The organism is Cupriavidus sp. (genome assembly GCF_057315035.1).
Genome location: NZ_DBHKYV010000009.1, coordinates 97,817 through 115,995, shown reverse-complemented (window position 1 = coordinate 115,995; position 18,179 = coordinate 97,817). Strand labels below are relative to the sequence as shown.

Below are 18,179 nucleotides of genomic sequence, written 5' to 3'. Positions count from 1 at the left end.
ATGGCACGGGGTTTGCTTGAATGCCAGTGGTATACCAATGGCATTCACTCGGAATGCCGTCATGGAACACACGCGATTTTCATGCCGACTACTTCTGCCGCACCCCGACTCTCCCAGCGCCTTGCCATGGCGCGTCCTTCCGCGACCGGCGCCATGTCTGAAGCCGCCAGACGGCTTGCCGACGCGGGCCAGCCGGTCATCAGCCTGTCCGAAGGCGAGCTCGATTTCGATACGCCCGCCCATATCCAGCTGGCCGCAATCCACGCCATGACGGCTGGGCAGACGCGCTATACGAGCGTGGCAGGCACGCCCCAACTTAAGGCGGCGATTGCACGAAAACTGGCACGCGACAACGGCTTGCACTACGACGATGCACAGATCATCGCCGGCACCGGCGCCAAGCAGATGCTGTTCAATGCGCTGCTGGCCACCGTCGATGCTGGCGACGAAGTCGTGGTTACGGCCCCGTACTGGGTCTCTTACAGCGATATGGTCCATATCGCGGGCGGCACCCCGGTGCTGGTCACGGCCACGCCGGCCGACGACTTCAAGCTCACACCGGCCGCGCTGCGTGCTGCGCTGACACCGCGCACGCGCTGGCTGATGCTCAATTCCCCGTGCAACCCGTCGGGGGCGCTGTATTCGGCCGACGAACTGCGCGCGCTGGCCGAAGTGCTGCAGGACTACCCCGAGGTGCTCGTGCTGTCCGACGAGATCTATGAAGAGATCGTGTTCGACGGCGAGTTCGTGTCGTTTGCGCAGGCTGCTCCGGAGATGTTCGGTCGCACGCTGACCGTAAACGGCGTCTCGAAGGCCTACGCGATGACGGGCTGGCGGCTTGGCTATGCGGCGGGCCCGGCATGGCTGATCAAGGCCATGGCGCTGCTGCAGTCGCAGAGCACCAGCAATCCAAGTGCGATCAGCCAGGCTGGCGCGGTGGCCGCGCTCGATGGTCCGCAGGATTTCCTGGACGGCTGGCGTGCCCGGCTGCGGGTGCGTCGCGATCTCGCGCTGTCGGTGCTGGCCGATGCCGCGCCGGTATTGACCATGCGCCGTCCGCCCGCGGCGTTCTATCTCTATGCCGATTGCAGTGCTGCGCTCGGCATGCGCACGCCAGATGGCGCGCGCATCGAGACCGATACCGATTTCGCGATGTACCTGCTCAATGCCGCCCATGTAGCAGTGGTGCCAGGCTCGGCGTTCGGGCTGGCGCCCTATGTACGGCTTGCGTATGCGCTGTCAGACGAGCGCCTGCGCACCGCCTGCGAGCGTATCGTGACGGCGTGCGCCGCGCTGGAGCGCGCGTAATGGCTATCGCGCAACCGGAGGCGCCGCCGCTGACCCTGACGTTGACCGACTGGCGTATCGAACCGGTCGGCGACCGCTGCCTGCAGATCCGTCTTGGTGACCAGGTCAGCGTGACGGTCAGCCAGACCGTGCATGCCGTGACCGAATGGTTGCTCCAGCAGCAGTCGCACGGTGTGCGCGATGTGGTGCCGGCGTTCACCACGGTTGCCGTGCATTTCCGGCCAGAAATGTTCCCGCGCGACCAAGGGTCTGCATTCGCGCAGCTATCCGCGCGCATTCGCAGCCTGCTGGTCGACGGCGTGCCGGCTGTTATCCACGGCGGCCGCGAGATCGAGGTGCCCGCCTGCTATGGCGGCGAGTACGGGCCGGATCTCGACGACGTGGCGCGTGCCTGCGAAATCGACGCCGCGGAAGTTGTCCGGCTGCATTGCGCCACGCCACTGGTGCTCTACACCTTCTTTTTCTCGCCGGGGAATCCGTTTGCGGGTCCCCTGCATCCGCGCCTGAACGTGCCGCGCCGTGCCACGCCGCGCACGCTGGTGCCGGCCGGATCGGTGGCGATCGCCAATGGCATCTCGTCGATCTATCAGAACGCGTCACCAGGCGGCTGGAACGTGATCGCGCGCACGCCGTGGAACCTGTTCCATGTCGACCGCAATCCGCCCACGCGCCTGCAACTGGGAGACCGGCTGCGTTTCGTACCGGTTTCGCCGGCGGAGTTCGACGCCATGCTGGAGCCGCGACCATGAACACGATGCGGGTGGAGCGGCCCGGCATGCTGTCGGTGTTGCAGGACGGCGGGCGTTACGGCTACCAGCGCTTTGGCGTACCGGTCAATGGCGCCATGGATGAGTGGTCGCACCGGCTGGCCAATGCACTGGTTGGCAATGACGCCGAATGCGCCGTGCTGGAAATCACGCTGAACGGTCCGACCGTGCGCTTTGCACAGGACACGCTGGTTGCGGTGACGGGCGCCGACATCGTGGTGACCGCGGGCGGTGCACTGCTGCCCACGCACTGCGCGGTAATGGTGCGTCATGACGTACCACTGGCATTCGGCACATGCCGGCGCGGCGCGCGGGCCTATCTGGCGGTGCGCGGTGGCTTTGGCCAGGATGCGGTGCTGGGCAGCCGCAGTACCAATCTGCGTGCGAAGTTCGGCGGCGTGGACGGCCGCGCGCTGCGTGCCGGCGACCGCCTGCCGGTGGCGTCTCCGTACCGCGAGATGCTGCCGCTGGCCCGCATGATGGTGCAGAGCGCGATGTCGTTTGTGACCGCACCACGGCTGGCCGGCGCGCTTGCCAGTGAGCCGTGCGACACGGTGCGCTTCGTGCCCGGTCCGCAGTGGGAGTGCTTTACGCCTGCCGCGCGCAAGGCGTTCGAGCAGACCGCCTTTACGGTTTCGAACCAATCGGACCGCATGGGCTACCGCCTCGACGGCGTGGCGTTGGCGCTGACGTCACCGCTCGAGATGGTGTCCGAAGCGGTCAGTTTCGGCACGGTGCAGGTGCCGCCGGGCGGCGCGCCGATCGTGCTGATGGCCGACCGCCAGAGCGTGGGCGGCTATCCAAAGATCGCCTACGTGATCAGCGCCGACCTGCCGGCGCTGGCGCAGGCCATGCCCGGTACCGCGCTGCGTTTTCGCGCCGTAAGTGCCGAGGTTGCGCAGCGCGAACTGCTGGCCATGGAAGACCGCTTGCACGCGATTGCCGCCGACGCCGCGCGCGTGCTCGGTCTTTCTCCCCGATAACACAAGGAAACCAAGCGATGCCGACTCTCGATATCAACTGCGACATGGGCGAAAGCTTTGGCGCCTGGCGCATGGGCGATGACGAAGCGATCCTGCGCCATGTCACGTCCGCCAATATTGCCTGCGGCTTCCATGCCGGCGATCCCGATGTGATGCTCGCCACGGTGCGTGCGGCGGCCAATGCCGGCGTGGCCGTGGGCGCGCATCCGGGTTTGCCGGACCTGCAGGGCTTTGGCCGTCGCGCCATGGCCATGACTGCCGCCGAAGTCTATGCCCTGACGGTGTACCAGGTAGGGGCGATGCTCGGTGTGACCCGTGCCGTGGGCGTACCGCTGCATCATGTGAAGACCCACGGGGCGCTCTACAACATGACCGCGCGTGACGTCACGCTGGCCACCGCCGTAGCCGAGGCCGTGCGCGATGTGGCACCTGGCACGCTGGTCTACGTGGCCAACGCCAACATGGCCGCTGCCGCCCAGGCGGCTGGCCTGCCCGTGGCCCACGAGGTCTATGCCGACCGCTCCTATCAAGACGATGCCACGCTCACGCCGCGCTCGATGCCGCACGCCATGATCGAGGACGTCGAAGTCTCGATTGCCCAGGTACGCCGCATGGTGCTTGACCGCAGCGTAGTCGCGCTGTCCGGCAAGGCAGTGCCGATTGCGGCCGACACCTTGTGTATCCATGGCGACCAGCCCGGCGCCGTGGTGTTCGCCGAACAGATCCGCAAGGCACTGGCCGCCGATGGCATTGCCGTGCGTTCGCTGTAAGTCGTTCCAATGATTTCTTCGCTCCTCGCTTCCACAGGTAAACAGGTAAATTCCATGTCCAACAAGCTGCCCCTGCCCACCGTCCGCCTGCTCAAGATCGCAGCGTGTTCGATTGCCCTGACGCTCGGCGTTGCCGCCGGTGCCCACGCCCAGACGCGCGGCGGCACGCTGCGTGCGATTGCCCAACCCGAACCTCCCACGCTGATGCTGGGCCTGAACCAGCAGACGCCTACGCAGTATGTGGCTGGCAAGATCTACGAAAGCCTGCTGACCTGGTCGCCCGACATGAAGCCGCAGCCGGGCCTGGCCAAGTCGTGGACGATCTCGCCGGACGGCAAGCTCTACACGTTCGAGTTGCAGCAGAACGTGAAATGGCATGACGGCAAGCCGTTCTCGTCCGACGACGTGGTGTTCTCGATCGACAAGTTCCTGCGCACCGTGCATCCGCGTGCGCGTGTGGTAATCGAGCAGTTCGTGCAGTCGGTCAAGGCACAGGGCCCGAACAAGGTGGTGATCACGCTCAAGGAGCCGTTTGCGCCGTTCCTGAAGTCGTTTGTCAGCGACAACATGCCGATGGTGCCGAAGCATATCTATGACGGCACCGACTACGCGAAGAATCCCGCCAACCAGACTCCCGTCGGTACCGGTCCGTTCATGTTCAAGGAATGGAAGAAGGGCGCCTATATCGTTCTCACGCGCAACCCGAACTACTGGCAGAAGGGCAAGCCCTACCTGGACGAGATCGTCTTCAACGTGATTCCGGATGCGGCGTCGCGCGCCGTGGCGTTCGAGCGTGGCGACGTGCAGGTGGTCAGTGCCGGTGACGTGGATAACGTCGAGATCAAGCGCCTGCGTGCGCTGCCCAATGTGGAGTACACCACCAAGGGCTGGGAGATGTTCTCCAAGCTGGCCTATATCCAGATGAACCAGCGCAAGGCACCGTTCAACAACGTCAAGGTGCGCCAGGCCATCATGGAGGCCATCAACCGCAAGTTCGTGGTGAACAGCATCTTCTTCGGCCTGGGCAAGGTGGCTACCGGACCAATCTCGTCGACCACGCCGTTCTACGACGGCAATGTGCCGGCATATGGGTTTGATCTCAAGAAGGCGCGCGCGCTGATCAAGGAATCGGGCATCGATCCGTCGAAAACCACGATCCGCATCCTGTCGTATCCCTATGGCGCAACCTGGGACCGTCTGGGCGAGTACACCCGGCAGTGCCTTGAGCAGCTTGGCTTCAAGGTGGAGATCGAGTCCGCCGACGCCGGCACCTGGGCCAAGCGCGTGTCCGATTTCGATTTCGACCTGACCTTCAGCTTCACGTCGCAGTATGGCGATCCGGCGCTGGGCGTGTCGCGACTCTACCTCGCGCGCAACCAGGTCAAGGGTTCGGCGTTTGTCAACAATCAGGGCTATGTGAATCCGTCCGTGGACGCGCTGTGGGACAAGGCTGCCGCGGCCACCTCGGATACCGAGCGCCAGCAGTTGTACTCGAACATCCAGAAGACGCTGGTGCAGGAAGTGGCCAACGGCTATCTGTTCGAGATGGAGCTTCCCACGCTCTATAGCGGCAAGGTGCACAACCTGATCCAGACGGCCATCGGGCTGAACGACACGTTCGCCGACGTCTATCTCAGCAAGTAAATCCGCCGTATGACGACGCGCCGCCGTGGCGGCGGTGCGTCGGGTGTTTCAGTCTCAAGAAGGATTCGATCACGTGGAAAAGGCACTCTCCATCCTGGTCGCCAGGCTCGGCAAGGCGTTGTTCGTCGTGCTTGGCGTGGTCATCATCAATTTCATGCTGGTGCGCATGGCGCCCGGTGACCCGGCCGCCGTGCTGGCCGGCGAATCCGGCTCGTCCGACCCGGCCTATGTGGAAGAACTGCGCAAGGAGTTCGGGCTCGACCAGCCGCTGCCGGTGCAGCTTGGCCGCTATCTGTGGGGCGTGGCACATCTCGACCTCGGGTACTCGTATCGCGAACGCCTGCCGGTGCTCGACCTGATCCTCGACCGCCTGCCCGCCACGCTGCTGCTGATGTCGTGCGCGTTCGTGTTTGCGTTGGGCTTTGGCGTGCTGTTTGGCGTGATCGCCTCACGAGCGCGCTATGCGGGCAAACGGACCTGGCTCGATAGCGTGCTGATGACCGGCTCGCTGCTGATCTATGCCACGCCGCAGTTCTGGCTGGCGCTGCTGGCGATCCTGTTCTTCTCGCTGCATCTTGGCTGGCTGCCGCCGTATGGCATGGAGCAGGTGGGTGGCAACCTGTCGGGCTGGGCGCGCGTGAGCGACATCGCCCATCACCTCGTATTGCCGACGGTCTCGCTGGGCTGCTTCTTCATGGCCGTCTATGCCCGGCTTACCCGTGCCTCGATGCTGGAGGTGCTGGGGATGGACTTCATCAAGACCGCACGCGCCAAGGGCGTGCCGCTTGGCGAGACGATTCGCCGCCACGCGTTGCGCAACGCCTTGCTGCCCGTGGTGACGTTCGCCGGCATCCAGCTCGGGCAAATGGCCGGCGGCGCGGTGCTGACCGAGACCGTGTTTGGCTGGCCCGGCATTGGCCGCCTGATGTTCGATGCGCTGATCCAGCGCGACTACCAGTTGCTGCTTGGGGTGTTCCTGGTCACGTCGACCATGGTGGTCGTCTTCAACCTGCTGACCGATCTGGTGTACCGCCTGATCGACCCGCGCATTGGCCGCACCTGAGGAGCCGCAAAGATGTCCTTCCTGAAACGCTTTGGTGCAAATCGTGGCGCCGCCATTGGCCTGGTGCTGCTGGTGGTGGTCATCCTGACCGCGGCGCTGGCGTCCACATTCTATGAAGATCCGCCCTGGATGATGGTGGCGGACCCGCTGCTGGCACCGTTTCACGACGGCGCGTATCCGCTGGGCACCGACATGCTGGGGCGCGATATCGCCGCCGGCATTGCCTATGGCGCGCGCGTCTCGCTGATGATCGGGGTCATCTCGACACTGGTGGCGGTGTTGATCGGCATCGTGGTCGGTGCGCTGGCCGGTTACTACGGCGGGCGCGTCGACGACTGCCTGATGCGCGGCACCGAGTTCTTCCAGACCATTCCGCAACTGGCGATGGCACTGGTGCTGGTGGCGATCTTCAAGCCCTCGCTCTACTCGATCGTCGGCGCGATCGCGATCGTATCGTGGCCGCCCGTGGCGCGACTCGTGCGTTCGGAGTTCATGACGCTCAAGGAGCGCGAGTTCGTGCAGGCCGCCATTGTGATCGGGCAATCGCCGGCGCGCATCATCTTCACGCAGATCCTGCCCAATGCCGCCTCGCCAGTGATCGTCACGGCGTCGCTGATGACGGCTACCGCGATCCTGACTGAGTCGGCATTGTCATTCCTGGGGCTGGGTGACCGTAACCTGATGAGCTGGGGGTTCATGATCGGTGCGGCGCGCACGATGCTGCGCGAGGCGCCGTGGATGAGCCTGTGGCCCGGCATCGCCATCATGCTGACCGTGCTCGCGATCAACCTGATTGGCGAAGGGCTCAACGATGCCCTGAATCCGCAACTGCGCAAGCGAGGGAGCTGACGCATGACTGAATCCCGCAACCACGCGCCACTGCTGTCGATCCGCGACCTGAGCATTGCCTTGCCCAAGGGCGGCGACCGGCCTTACGCGGTGCGCGACATCACATTCGAAATCGGCGCCGGAGAACTGGTCTGCATCGTTGGCGAATCGGGCTCCGGCAAGTCGATGAGCGCGAACGCGATCATGGGTCTGCTGCCGCACTACCTGAAGCCCGAAGCGGGGCAGATCTCGTTCCAGGGGCGCGACCTGCTGACGCAGGACGAAGCCACGCTGCAAGGCATGCGCGGCAAGGACATGGCGATGATCTTCCAGGAGCCCTTGTCGGCGCTCAATCCGCTGCATCGCGTGGGCGACCAGATTGCCGAAGTCATGCGTGTGCATGGTGCGCTCGACCCCGCGGGGCGCCGCGCCCGCGTGCTGGAGTTGCTCGCGTTCGTTGGCTTGCCCGATCCGCCGTCGCTGTACCACGCGTATCCGTTCGCGCTGTCGGGTGGCCAGCGCCAGCGCGTGATGATCGCCATGGCACTGGCGCTTGAGCCGGCGTTCCTGATTGCGGATGAACCGACTACCGCGCTGGACGTGACCACGCAGGCCCAGATCCTGGCGCTGATCGCGCGTATCCAGAAAGAAAAGGGCATGGGCGTGATGTTTGTCACGCACGATTTCGGAGTAGTGGCCGAGATTGCCGACCGCGTGATCGTGATGGAGAAAGGCTGCATCGTCGAACAGGGGCCTGCCGAACAGGTACTGAATCGCCCGTCGCACCCGTACACCCAGCGGCTGATCGGCAGCGTGCCGTCGCACCATCCGCGCACCGTGGTAGCCGCTGGCGACACCAACGGCTATCCGGTACTGCGCGTGGAAGGGCTGCGCAAGACCTACACCACGCCGGGCGGGCTGTTCCAGCGCAAGCGCGTGGTCGAGGCGGTCAAGGGTGTGAGCTTCGAGATCCGCGCGGGCGAGACCCTGGGGATCGTCGGCGAATCCGGTTCGGGCAAGTCGACCATCGGCAAGTGCCTGCTGAAATTGACCGGCAATGACGGCGGTGTAATGGCGTTCGAAGGGCGCGATATCGCGCCGATGAGCGAGCAGGCATTCCGTCCGCTGCGCCGCCATATCCAGATGATTTTCCAGGACCCGTTCGCATCGCTGAATCCGCGCCATACCGTGGGCAGGATCCTGTGCGACGGCCCGGTCGCCAGCGGCGTGCCGCGCGCCCAGGCCGAGGCGCGCGCCAGGGAGTTGCTCAAGCTCGTGGAGCTCGATGCAAGCGCGTTCGACCGCTATCCAAGCCAGTTCTCGGGCGGGCAGCGTCAGCGGATCGGCATTGCCCGTGCGCTGGCCATGGAGCCACGGCTGATTGTGGCCGACGAGTCGGTGTCGGCTCTGGACGTGTCGGTACAGGCCCAGGTGCTCAAGTTGCTGGCCGAGGTACAGAAGCGGCTCGGCATCGCGCTGATCTTCATTACGCATGACCTGCGCGTGGCCGCGCAGATCTGCGACAAGGTGCTGGTCATGCATCGTGGCAGCGTAGTGGAAGAGGGCAGTCCCGCCGAGATTTTTGCCGCACCGCGCGATGCCTATACGCGCAAGCTGATCGAAGCGATGCCAGGCAAGGACTGGGATCCGCAGGCCGCGCGAAAGGCGCATGGCGCCGCGGCCGACGCTGACGCTATGGCCGCGGAGGTGTCATGAGCCGGTATCCGGAACCCGATCATGCGCTGGCGGCGTCGCTGTTCGCACAGTTGGCCGCGCAGGGGCACGACGGCGTTGGCATTACGCGCGACACCTACGGCGATGGCGAGAACGCTGCGCATGCGCTGCTGGCTGCGGCGGCAGTGTCGCGTGGCCTGGAAGTGCGCCGGGATGCGGCCTGCAACCTGTATATGACCTTGCCGGGGCGCAATCGCAGTGCGCCGGTGGTGATGACCGGCTCGCATCTCGACTCCGTGCCGCGTGGCGGCAACTTCGACGGCGCCGCCGGGGTGGTGGCTGGCCTGGCGATCCTGTCGGGCTGGCGCCGCGCAGGCGCGCCGCCCGAACGCGACGTGACAGTCATGGCGATCCGTGCCGAGGAAAGCGCCTGGTTTCCCGTGTCCTACGCCGGCAGCAAGGCAGCATTTGGCCTGCTCGATGCCGGGACGCTCGATCTGTGCCGCGCCGACACCGGCCGCACGCTCGCTGATCACCTGCGGGTATCGGGCGGAGACCCGGGCGCGGTGGTCGCGGGGACACCGGCGCTGCATGCCGACGATATCGACTGCTTTGTCGAACTCCATATCGAGCAGGGACCGGTCCTCGACGAGAGCCACGATGTGCTCGGCGTGGTGACCGGAATCTGCGGTAGCCAACGCTATCGCCACGCCACGATACGTGGCCAGTATGCGCATTCGGGTGCCACGCCGCGTACCCATCGACGTGATGCCGTGGTGGCTGCCGCCGCGCTGATCACTGCACTGCAGCGGGCGTGGGTCGAGCTCGAAAGCGCAGGTCATGAGCTGACCGTGACGGTCGGGCAGTGCATGACCGATGCCGCGCAAGCAGATTTCAGCAAGGTATCGGGGCGGGTCGATTTCAGTATCGACATGCGTTCCCGCAGTCGGGCCACACTCGAAGCCATGAATGCCGCGGTACAGGCCGCCCGTGTCGAGATCATGCAGAGTTGCGGCGTTGACGTCGACCTTGGTCCGCTCACGTCCAGTGCGCCTGCCGCGATGGATGCGGCGCTGCAGACCCTGCTGACTGACGCTGCTGCGCAGGCCGGCGTGCCAGCCCGCGCGATGCCCAGCGGTGCGGGTCACGATGCGGCATTGTTCGCGGCGCAGGGCGTGCCGGCCGCCATGCTGTTCGTGCGCAACGCCAACGGCAGCCATAACCCCGATGAGTCGATGCGCCTCGACGATTTTGCACAGGCCACGAGAGTGCTTGCGGCTGTGATGGCCGAGCGTGCCGGTGTTCATCATTTCACTGTTTCTTCGAATACATGCCAGTCTGCCTGATTAGCCAACCCATTCATCCAGTCGGTGCTGAACGCATGCGCGCAGCCGGCATCGAGGTGCGCCACAGCGCCGCCACGACCGAGGCCGAACGTATCGCCGAAGTCCGCGACGTCGATGCCGTGATCGTTCGCGAAGGCATTTCCGCAGCCGCTATCGATGCCGCGCCACGCCTGGCCGTGGTCAGCAATCACGGTACCGGCACCGACAAGATCGCCGTCGCCCATGCGCATGCGTGCGGCATTCCGGTGGTGTCCACGCCGGCGGCCAATGTCCGGGCCGTTGCCGAACATACGATGATGCTGATGCTTGCCGTCGCGCGCGGTACCGTGCGTGCCGATGCTGCCACGCGCCAGTCGGACTGGCAGCACCGCTACACCGTGCCGATGCATTCGCTGTATGGGAAGACGCTTGGCATCATCGGCTTCGGCCGTACCGGCCAGATCGTCGCGCAAATGGCACGTGCGGGCTTTGGCATGAAGGTCGTGGTCTGGTCGCCGCGTGTCGACGAGGCCGAGGTCGCCGCCCATGGCGCGCAGCGTGTGGATTCGCTGCAGGCGCTGCTCGCAGTTGCCGACGTGGTGTCGCTGCATCGTCCGCTGCGTCCCGACACGCGGCACACCATCGACGCGGCAGCGCTGGCGGCAATGAAGCCAGGTGCGATCCTGGTCAATACGTCGCGCGGCGGCTTGGTCGACGAACCGGCGCTGGTCGATGCGCTGCGTGCGGGCAAGCTGTTTGGTGCGGGGCTCGATGTGTTCGAGCGCGAGCCATTGCCAACGTTTTCGCCACTGGCCACGCTGCCAAATGTCGTCATGAGCCCGCACCAGGCCGGCTCGACGCAGGAGGCGCTGGCGGACACGGCAAGCCAGTGCGCCGCGCAGGTCATCGATGTGCTGGCTGGTCGCCAACCTGAGCATATGCTCGATCCGTCGGTATGGGAGCGGCGCCGCCACGGCGCCTTGCAAGCCGCGCAGGAGGTGCAGGCATGAACGCGCCCGTCTGCAAGGTAACCGAAGGCCGGCTGCCACTGGTCATTTCCATCCCGCACGGTGGTGAACTGCTGCCCGAGTGGCTGGTGGCACGACTGACGCCGGTGGCGCGCCTGCGCGCCGATACCGACTGGCATCTGCGGCGGCTCTATGCATTCGCGGCAGAGCAGGGTGCGTCAGTGGTCGAGGCCAACTATTCGCGCTATGTGATCGATGTCAACCGGCCTGGCGACGGCAGCAGCCTGTATCCGGGACAGACCACTACGACACTGTGCCCGACCGAAACCTTTCGCGGCGAGCCGCTTTATGAATCGGGCAAGGGTCTTTCAACGGAAGAGATCGACACACGCAAGCGGGACTACTGGCAACAGTATCACGATGCCCTGGCCAGCGAGATTGCGCGATTACGCGAGCAACACAGCAATGTGCTGGTGTGGGAGGCCCATTCGATAGCCGGCGTATTGCCACGGTTGTTCGAAGGCAAGCTGCCCGACCTCAATATCGGCACCAACAGCGGGGCAAGCTGCGCGCCGGGCATGCGTGAGGCGGTCATCGCGGCCGCGGCAGCCGGTCCGTTCACCTGGGTAGCGGACGGCCGCTTCAAGGGCGGCCATATCACGCGCCACTATGGCCAGCCGCACACCGGCGTCCACACGATCCAGCTTGAAATGGTCCAGGCGGTCTATATGGATGAGCAGGAACCGTTTCCGTATCTGCCGGACGCCGCCGCGCGCGTGCAGCCGGTGCTAAGGAACATGCTGGACGGTGCGCTGGCGGCGATGTCGACGCTGTAGATTGCGCGTGGCAGACGCGCCTTGTCATCGCACGGTAGGACGGCTTACGCTGCCTGGCTGACCGATTCCCTTGTGTTGAGGGCGTTGGCAAAGCCGTGGTTGACGTCGCGGTGGCCGACCTCGTCGGCGCGTACTGCCACTACCACGTCGCGCAACCGGGCATCTGCCGGCAGTTGCCAGTACTCGATCGCAAAGGCCGGGGCGGGGATGTTCTCAACGCGGCCGGCGTCGATTTCAGCCAGGTAAAGCGTGTAGCTGATGACAGCCTGTTCTTCGAAGTATCCAACCAGTCGGTGGGCGGTACGGGCAGACACCAGGTACAGCAGGAAGTACGCGACGAAGAATACGGCCTGCACGACCAGGATCACAAGCCGCTCGAACCAGCTTGGCCGGGCGATCTGGACGAACGTCATCAGGTGCATCCGTTCGTTCTCGGCTTCGTCGAGCAGCGTCCTGATCCAACCTTCGTCCGCCACCATCCATCGCAGGCAGCGCAGGTGGACCAGCATGCCACCCACCATTCCCGGCACTGCCGCCACGGTCTCCAGCACGATGGCGCGGTTTCCATAGCGCTTGGCAAAGAACGTATCGGCAAAGAAGCGCAGCGCCATCGTAATGGCCAGGGCTACGCGATCTGACATGCCGGCGACGTTGTGATGGACATCGAGTTCTGCCGGCGTGTGGGCGGGGGCTTGCATGATGGGCTCCGAAATGTTGAGCGTTTGATTACGGTCTTTCAGGCGTGGCGGTTGGCCAAGCCGTCGCCTTAAAGATGCATTCACGATACAACTTTAAGGGGCGCGCAACAAGGTGATTTGCGGCTCTGCACCAGCGGTTTGTGCGATTAGCGGACGTGGTTTGAAACTATCCGGCGGGGATGCACCGGACGCCGACGTCCACGTGAGACAAGCGTTCCGCGATCAATCTTGCGAGCGCTTCAATATCGTGCGATGCAAGGCCATCGGCTGTCACAATGATCCGCTCGTCCCACTTGTGGAAATGCTTGCGCTGCGAACGCGCATAGGACGGGTCATAGTGCTTGATGGCCAGTTCGGCAAACAGTTCGGCCAGATTGCCGGCCAGCGCCATGTCCTGCCACGCGGATACGACGGCCTTGCCGTGCAATGGCTTGAGCCTCCCGATCTGCTCGGCCAGCCACTCGGGCCGGTCTCCCAGATAGGCATAGTCGCGCAACAGGAAGGCGAAGCGCGCTGGCAGCGACGCCTGGATCTCAAGGCAGGCACTGTCCCGCATGCGGGTGACCAGCGGGACCGGCAGATTGATCTGGCCGATGCGCGGGCTTTCGCCTTCGACGAACAGCGGCCGGGACAGGTCGACATGCTCGATCACGTCGACCAGCGCGGTCTCGAATGCAGTCTGTGAGGGCTGCGAGACATCGGGAACCGCGCCGAGCAATGAGCCCTTGTGACGCGCCAGGCCTTCGAGATCGAGTACCTGTTCGCCTTGGGCAGCCAGGGCCTGCAGCACGCGGGTCTTGCCACTGCCGGTGGCGCCGCAGATCACCCTCAGCGGTAGGCGTGGTGCCAGCGAGTCAATCGTTTCGATGACATGCCGCCGCCATGACTTGTAGCCGCCTGCTAGCTGCTGGGCGTCCCAGCCCACCATGCGCAGCCAGGTTGTCATCGCGCCGCTGCGCAAGCCGCCGCGCCAGCAGTAGATAAGTGGTCGCCAGCTGTGTGGTCGATCGGAGAACTGTTCGCGCAGATGACGAGCCAGATTGGCCGCCACCATCGCGCCGCCGATACGCCGCGCTTCGAATGCGCCGGCCTGCTTGTACAAGGTACCGACGATGCGACGTTCTTCGTTGTCGAGCACCGGGCAGTTGATGGCGCCCGGGATATGGTCGATCTCGAACTCCGCGGGCGAGCGTGCATCGATGATGGCGTCGAAGGCGTGGCGGTCGCCAACTCGCACGAATCGCGGATCGATGCGCATCGGACAATGGTGCTCGGGGAGGAGAGTTCAATATAGTGCAAGCGTCTTACGGAGACCACTGACAGTATTTGAACTACCTACGTTTTGCTCCCCTCTCCCGCCGTGCGGGAGAGGGGAGACCACCCGCAGCATTTGATTCAACTCGCGCTCACGGCTACCGCTTGTTGCTGGCGCAGTTCCTCGGTGGTCGTGCCCTTGCCGTCGGGAGCCCAGCCCGGGGGCATCAGCAGGTAGCCAGTCGCGTTCAGCAGGCTGCGGGACTGGAGCATGTCCTTGCCCAGGCTGATCCAGTGTTCGAACTGGTTGACCAGCGGGTTGCGGGTGGTCGTCGGATGTACCAGGCCGAAGCGGCACGGTTCGTCTTCACGTTCTTCCACATAGGTACCGAACAGGCGGTCGAAGATGATCAGCACGCCGCCGTAGTTGGCATCGAGGTAGTCCACGTTCGAGGCATGGTGCACGCGGTGCGCCGACGGGGTGTTAAACACGTATTCGAGCCAGCCCAGCTTGGGGATCCAGGTGGTGTGCAGCCAGAACTGGTACAGCAGGTTCAGGCTCAGCGTTGCCAGCACGACTTCCGGACGCACGCCCAGGAAAACCAGCGGCGCGAAGAAGATCGAAGTGCCTGTGATCTTGCCAGTCCAGCCCAGGCGGTAGGCGGTGCCAAGCGTCAGTTCATTGGGTGAGTGGTGCACGGCATGCGTTGCCCAGAAGAAGCGGATGCGGTGCGATGCGCGGTGGTACCAGTAGTAGCAGAATTCCTGGCCGATAAAGAGCAGCAGAACAGCGAGCGCGCTATTGATCTCGACCGTGAAGATCCGGTGGTCCCAGGCAAACGCAAAGATCGGCGTGGCCAGTGACAGCGGCAGCAGCGCCATCAGCTTGCGACCGACCATGTCGGCCAGCGACAGCCCCATTTCATGCCAGGGGTAGGCCTTGCCTTGCTGGCGTGCCTTGCGGGCCAGGAAGTAGGCCTCGACCAGCGATACGGCCACGATGAAGACCGTGGCGAACAGCGCGATTTTGTGGAGGTTGTGCATGATCGTCCTGTGTGGTGAGCGGTGACGCGTTGCTGCGTCGGTGAGGCAACTGTAGTGGGCGATCGCGCCAGGCACCACGTGGGAAATATGTCGGCGGATGTCATGCCATTCGCGGTGACATCGGACGAAATAATTGCTGCCTGGCCTAAGGCGTCGGCGTTTTCCATACTCTGGTCACCGCGACACATCGCATACCACCCCGAAGGATCCAAGATGCCTACCACTCTCCAAACCATCGCCATCAAGACCAAGCGCCTGGCCATCGCCGCCATTGCCACCGGCGCGATGCTGGCTGCCGGCTATGCCAATGCCGGCATCACCGATATCAACCATACGGGCCTGTTGCAAACGGTGCAGGCTGACGTTATCTACGTCCATACCTTCAACGCCGATGCGGGACAGGTGCAGCTCGATGGTGGGTTGATGCAGAAGGTGAAGTCGATGGCCACTGGCGGCTCTGCTGCCAGCGGGCAACTGAAAGAGGCTAACGAGGCACGGGAACAGGTGGCCGATGAGATCGTGCGTACGCTGCGGGCGCAGGGCCTGAACGCGGTGCGCTCTGACGCACCGGCGCCCGCCAATGCCAATGCGCTGATCGTTGAGGGAGACTTCCGCAAGATTGACGAAGGCACCAGCCGCCGTCGGCTGCTGATTGGCCTGGGCGCGGGCAAGAGCGAAGTCGGGGTACAAGTCCGTATCTCGTACCAGCCGGCCAACGGTGCACCGGTGCCGCTGCAGAGCTTTGTCGCGGATGCCGACAGCGGGCACATTCCCGGCATTGCCGAAACCGCCGGTGTTGGCGCGGTGGCCGGCCACATTGCAGTAGCCGCTGCCGCCGGCACGGGCGTGCATGCGGTGTCGGAAGTGAAGCACGACACCATCTACGCCGATGCCACGCGCCTGGGCGACTCGATCGGCAAGCAGTTGGCCGCGGCAAGCGAGGAAGAGGGGTGGATGGCCGTGCGCCCGGCCATCTGACGCCAGCGGTGGCGAGACTACTCGTCGCCCAATGCCTCGCTGAACAACTCGCTACCGCGATGCTGGAGTAGTGCCAGCAGTCGCAGTGACGCCGGAGACAGATATCCGTGTCGACGGTAGGTGACGCCGAGCTTGCGTCGCAAGGTGGCTTCCTTCAGTGGGACCTCGCTCAGCACATGCCGGTGCTCCCGCAACGTATGCCGCGAAAGGAAGCTGAGCAGTTCAGTCTTGGCGATCAGGCGCGGCAGTAGCGGGATGGAGTTCGCGTCGATCTGGGTGGATGGCGGCGGCAGTCCATGCGCCTGGAACGCGGCGTCGAGCCACTGACGGCTCGGAATCGACGCGGCCGGCAGTACCCAGCGCCAGGACAGCAGCGATTTGAGCGTCACCCGCGGCAGGCTGAACACCGGATGATTGCGGCTGGCCACCACCACGACTACGTCCTCGACAATCGGATGGCTGACCAGCGCGTCGTCGTGCTCGGCCATCATCCCGATCAGCAGGTCGAGCGAACCTTCCTTCAGTCGCTCGCGCAGGACCAGGCTAGGCGCCACGGTGATGTCGATCGTCGTGGCCGGGGCCTCTTCGAGCAGCATGTTGCAAAGCTCGGGCAGCACGTGTTCGGCGGCAATCGGTCCGGTGCCAATGCGCACATGGCCGGCGTTGCCTTTCGCAAAATCGCCCACCTCGCGCAGTGCTTCTTCCGTGGCGCCTCGGAGCATCCGTGCGCGCGCCAGCAAGACTTCCCCCACCGGCGTGAGCCTGATGCCACGACCCTTGCGTTCGAACAGTTCGCTGCCAAACGCCTCTTCCAGGCGCTGCACCGCTTTGGTCAGCGCGGGTTGCGTACGCCCTAGCTTCTCCGCCGCCTGGCCGATGTGGCCAAGTTCGGCCACCGCCTCGAAGTACCGCAAGTCCCTGAGCTGGATATCCATTCGATAACTCGCAGGAATGAAAATATGAATATTATCAAATAGACGGAATGGTATGGCGCGGCAAGAATGGCTCCCATAACGAAAGGAGACACGATGCTGCGATCCCGAATTCTTGTTGCCCACGTGCTTGGCGCGGCTGCCGCGTTGGTGATTGGCGCCGGTGCGGCGCATGCGGATGGCTGGCCATCGCGGCCGGTCCGGCTGGTGGTGCCGTTTCCGCCGGGCGGGGGCACCGATGCGGTAGCGCGATTGATTGCCGAGAAGATGTCGACGCAGGCGCGCTGGACCGTGGTGGTGGAGAACCGCCCTGGCGCAGGCGGCAATGTCGGACTCGACGTGGTGGCCAAGGCCGCGCCCGACGGCTATACGATTGGCCTGGGCCAGACCGCCAACCTGGCCATCAATCCGGCGCTCTACCCGAAGATGCCCTTCGATCCGCTCAAGGATTTTGCGCCGATCTCCACCGTGGCATCGCAGCCCGTGGTGCTGCTGGTGAACGCCTCGTCGCCCTACAAGACGCTCAAGGATGCGGTGGCTGCCGCAAAGGCCAAGCCAGAGGCGCTGCGCATGGGTACGCCCGGCAATGGCACGGTGTCGCACCTGGCAGCCGAACTGCTTGAACGCCAGGCCGGTTTCAAGCTGCTGAACGTACCGTACAAGGGCGCAAGTCCCGCGATGATGGACCTGCTGGGCAACCAGGTGGAGTTCAACTTTGCCAACACGGCGGCAGCCATTCCGCAACTGACCAACCATAAGGTGCGCGCGCTGGCCGTGAGCTCGGCGCAGCGGGTGCGCAACGCGCCCCAACTGGCCAATGTGCCGACCGTTGCCGAGTCCGGCTATCCGGGCTTCGATGCGATCACCTGGACCGGGCTGGTGGCGCCCGCCAACACCCCACGCGAGATTGTCGACCGCATCAACGCTGAAGTGCGCAAGGCACTCAAGACGCAGGAGGTCCAGGACAAGCTGGCAACCGAAGGCAGCGCCGCAATGGGCAGCACGCCCGAGCAGTTTGCCGACTACCTGCGCGCGGAACACCGCAAGTGGGGCACGTTGGTGCGCGACGCCAATATCAAGCTCGATTGAATTCCCGGTTTCAACCAT

At 64.5% G+C, this 18,179-nt stretch carries 17 protein-coding genes; 13 read left to right on the top strand and 4 right to left on the bottom strand.

Features of this window, described 5'->3' with window-relative positions; genetic code table 11:
- The first annotated feature begins 81 nt into the window (after positions 1 to 81).
- The 11 genes from ACO550_RS14480 (at position 82) to hutG (ending at position 12,166) form a co-directional block, all read left to right on the top strand.
- Entirely contained in the window at positions 82 to 1,308 is a 1,227-nt protein-coding gene (locus ACO550_RS14480; protein ID WP_315593097.1) for an aminotransferase class I/II-fold pyridoxal phosphate-dependent enzyme, read from the top strand.
- Entirely contained in the window at positions 1,308 to 2,057 is a 750-nt protein-coding gene (gene pxpB, locus ACO550_RS14475; RefSeq protein ID WP_315593098.1) for a 5-oxoprolinase subunit PxpB, read from the top strand. Before ACO550_RS14480 ends, pxpB begins: the two co-directional genes overlap by 1 nt.
- Positions 2,054 to 3,058: a biotin-dependent carboxyltransferase family protein gene (locus ACO550_RS14470; RefSeq protein WP_315593099.1), complete on the top strand. Its 1,005-nt coding sequence runs from the start codon at positions 2,054 to 2,056 to the stop codon at positions 3,056 to 3,058. The genes pxpB and ACO550_RS14470 overlap by 4 nt, the downstream gene beginning before the upstream one ends.
- Before the next feature lie 17 nt (positions 3,059 to 3,075).
- Positions 3,076 to 3,828, top strand: coding sequence for a 5-oxoprolinase subunit PxpA (locus ACO550_RS14465; protein ID WP_315593100.1), 753 nt, complete (start codon positions 3,076 to 3,078; stop codon positions 3,826 to 3,828).
- Between the two features lie 54 nt (positions 3,829 to 3,882).
- Positions 3,883 to 5,472: an ABC transporter substrate-binding protein gene (locus tag ACO550_RS14460; protein ID WP_315593101.1), complete on the top strand. Its 1,590-nt coding sequence runs from the start codon at positions 3,883 to 3,885 to the stop codon at positions 5,470 to 5,472.
- Between the two features lie 73 nt (positions 5,473 to 5,545).
- A complete protein-coding gene (locus tag ACO550_RS14455) occupies positions 5,546 to 6,535 on the top strand; it encodes an ABC transporter permease (protein ID WP_315593102.1) in 990 nt (329 codons plus the stop codon).
- Between the two features lie 12 nt (positions 6,536 to 6,547).
- Complete coding sequence (locus tag ACO550_RS14450) at positions 6,548 to 7,384, top strand: ABC transporter permease subunit (RefSeq protein WP_315593103.1); 837 nt, start codon at positions 6,548 to 6,550, stop codon at positions 7,382 to 7,384.
- A gap of 3 nt (positions 7,385 to 7,387) precedes the next feature.
- Complete coding sequence (locus tag ACO550_RS14445) at positions 7,388 to 9,079, top strand: dipeptide ABC transporter ATP-binding protein (RefSeq protein WP_315593104.1); 1,692 nt, start codon at positions 7,388 to 7,390, stop codon at positions 9,077 to 9,079.
- Positions 9,076 to 10,383 carry a Zn-dependent hydrolase gene (locus tag ACO550_RS14440; RefSeq protein ID WP_315593105.1) on the top strand — a complete coding sequence of 436 codons (1,308 nt, stop codon included), beginning with the start codon at positions 9,076 to 9,078 and terminating at the stop codon, positions 10,381 to 10,383. Before ACO550_RS14445 ends, ACO550_RS14440 begins: the two co-directional genes overlap by 4 nt.
- A gap of 35 nt (positions 10,384 to 10,418) precedes the next feature.
- A complete protein-coding gene (locus ACO550_RS14435; protein WP_315593106.1) occupies positions 10,419 to 11,372 on the top strand; it encodes an NAD(P)-dependent oxidoreductase in 954 nt (317 codons plus the stop codon).
- Positions 11,369 to 12,166 carry an N-formylglutamate deformylase gene (gene hutG / locus ACO550_RS14430; protein WP_315593107.1) on the top strand — a complete coding sequence of 266 codons (798 nt, stop codon included), beginning with the start codon at positions 11,369 to 11,371 and terminating at the stop codon, positions 12,164 to 12,166. Before ACO550_RS14435 ends, hutG begins: the two co-directional genes overlap by 4 nt.
- A 44-nt stretch (positions 12,167 to 12,210) precedes the next feature.
- Here hutG and ACO550_RS14425 read toward each other — a convergent pair whose 3' ends face one another.
- From ACO550_RS14425 to ACO550_RS14415, 3 genes are all read right to left on the bottom strand, one after another.
- A complete protein-coding gene (locus ACO550_RS14425) occupies positions 12,211 to 12,864 on the bottom strand; it encodes an alternative oxidase (protein WP_315593108.1) in 654 nt (217 codons plus the stop codon).
- 166 nt (positions 12,865 to 13,030) lie between these two features.
- Complete coding sequence (gene mnmH / locus ACO550_RS14420; RefSeq protein ID WP_315593109.1) at positions 13,031 to 14,122, bottom strand: tRNA 2-selenouridine(34) synthase MnmH; 1,092 nt, start codon at positions 14,120 to 14,122, stop codon at positions 13,031 to 13,033.
- A gap of 137 nt (positions 14,123 to 14,259) precedes the next feature.
- Entirely contained in the window at positions 14,260 to 15,162 is a 903-nt protein-coding gene (locus ACO550_RS14415) for a sterol desaturase family protein (RefSeq protein WP_315593110.1), read from the bottom strand.
- 213 nt (positions 15,163 to 15,375) lie between these two features.
- Here ACO550_RS14415 and ACO550_RS14410 point away from each other — a divergent pair, with 213 nt between their 5' ends.
- The gene (locus tag ACO550_RS14410) at positions 15,376 to 16,140 is read left to right on the top strand and encodes a DUF4410 domain-containing protein (RefSeq protein WP_315593111.1); all 765 of its coding nucleotides are present in this window, start codon (positions 15,376 to 15,378) and stop codon (positions 16,138 to 16,140) included.
- 17 nt (positions 16,141 to 16,157) lie between these two features.
- Here the strand turns inward: ACO550_RS14410 and ACO550_RS14405 are convergent, their stop codons facing one another.
- A complete protein-coding gene (locus ACO550_RS14405; RefSeq protein WP_315593112.1) occupies positions 16,158 to 17,075 on the bottom strand; it encodes a LysR family transcriptional regulator in 918 nt (305 codons plus the stop codon).
- Between the two features lie 93 nt (positions 17,076 to 17,168).
- Between ACO550_RS14405 and ACO550_RS14400 the strand changes: the two genes are divergently transcribed.
- Complete coding sequence (locus ACO550_RS14400) at positions 17,169 to 18,161, top strand: tripartite tricarboxylate transporter substrate-binding protein (protein ID WP_315593113.1); 993 nt, start codon at positions 17,169 to 17,171, stop codon at positions 18,159 to 18,161.
- Positions 18,162 to 18,179 lie beyond the last annotated feature (18 nt).

Bases quoted from the DNA above. Each gene is read 5' to 3' on its own strand.
- ACO550_RS14445 (WP_315593104.1), top strand. From the start codon at position 7,388: ATGACTGAATCCCGCAACCACGCGCCACTGCTGTCGATCCGCGACCTG.
- ACO550_RS14470 (WP_315593099.1), top strand. From the start codon at position 2,054: ATGAACACGATGCGGGTGGAGCGGCCCGGCATGCTGTCGGTGTTGCAG.
- ACO550_RS14465 (WP_315593100.1), top strand. From the start codon at position 3,076: ATGCCGACTCTCGATATCAACTGCGACATGGGCGAAAGCTTTGGCGCC.
- ACO550_RS14410 (WP_315593111.1), top strand. From the start codon at position 15,376: ATGCCTACCACTCTCCAAACCATCGCCATCAAGACCAAGCGCCTGGCC.
- hutG (WP_315593107.1), top strand. From the start codon at position 11,369: ATGAACGCGCCCGTCTGCAAGGTAACCGAAGGCCGGCTGCCACTGGTC.
- ACO550_RS14460 (WP_315593101.1), top strand. From the start codon at position 3,883: ATGTCCAACAAGCTGCCCCTGCCCACCGTCCGCCTGCTCAAGATCGCA.
- mnmH (WP_315593109.1), bottom strand. From the start codon at position 14,122: ATGCGCATCGATCCGCGATTCGTGCGAGTTGGCGACCGCCACGCCTTC.
- ACO550_RS14425 (WP_315593108.1), bottom strand. From the start codon at position 12,864: ATGCAAGCCCCCGCCCACACGCCGGCAGAACTCGATGTCCATCACAAC.
- ACO550_RS14450 (WP_315593103.1), top strand. From the start codon at position 6,548: ATGTCCTTCCTGAAACGCTTTGGTGCAAATCGTGGCGCCGCCATTGGC.
- ACO550_RS14435 (WP_315593106.1), top strand. From the start codon at position 10,419: ATGCGCGCAGCCGGCATCGAGGTGCGCCACAGCGCCGCCACGACCGAG.
- ACO550_RS14405 (WP_315593112.1), bottom strand. From the start codon at position 17,075: ATGGATATCCAGCTCAGGGACTTGCGGTACTTCGAGGCGGTGGCCGAA.
- ACO550_RS14480 (WP_315593097.1), top strand. From the start codon at position 82: ATGCCGACTACTTCTGCCGCACCCCGACTCTCCCAGCGCCTTGCCATG.
- ACO550_RS14415 (WP_315593110.1), bottom strand. From the start codon at position 15,162: ATGCACAACCTCCACAAAATCGCGCTGTTCGCCACGGTCTTCATCGTG.
- pxpB (WP_315593098.1), top strand. From the start codon at position 1,308: ATGGCTATCGCGCAACCGGAGGCGCCGCCGCTGACCCTGACGTTGACC.
- ACO550_RS14400 (WP_315593113.1), top strand. From the start codon at position 17,169: ATGCTGCGATCCCGAATTCTTGTTGCCCACGTGCTTGGCGCGGCTGCC.
- ACO550_RS14440 (WP_315593105.1), top strand. From the start codon at position 9,076: ATGAGCCGGTATCCGGAACCCGATCATGCGCTGGCGGCGTCGCTGTTC.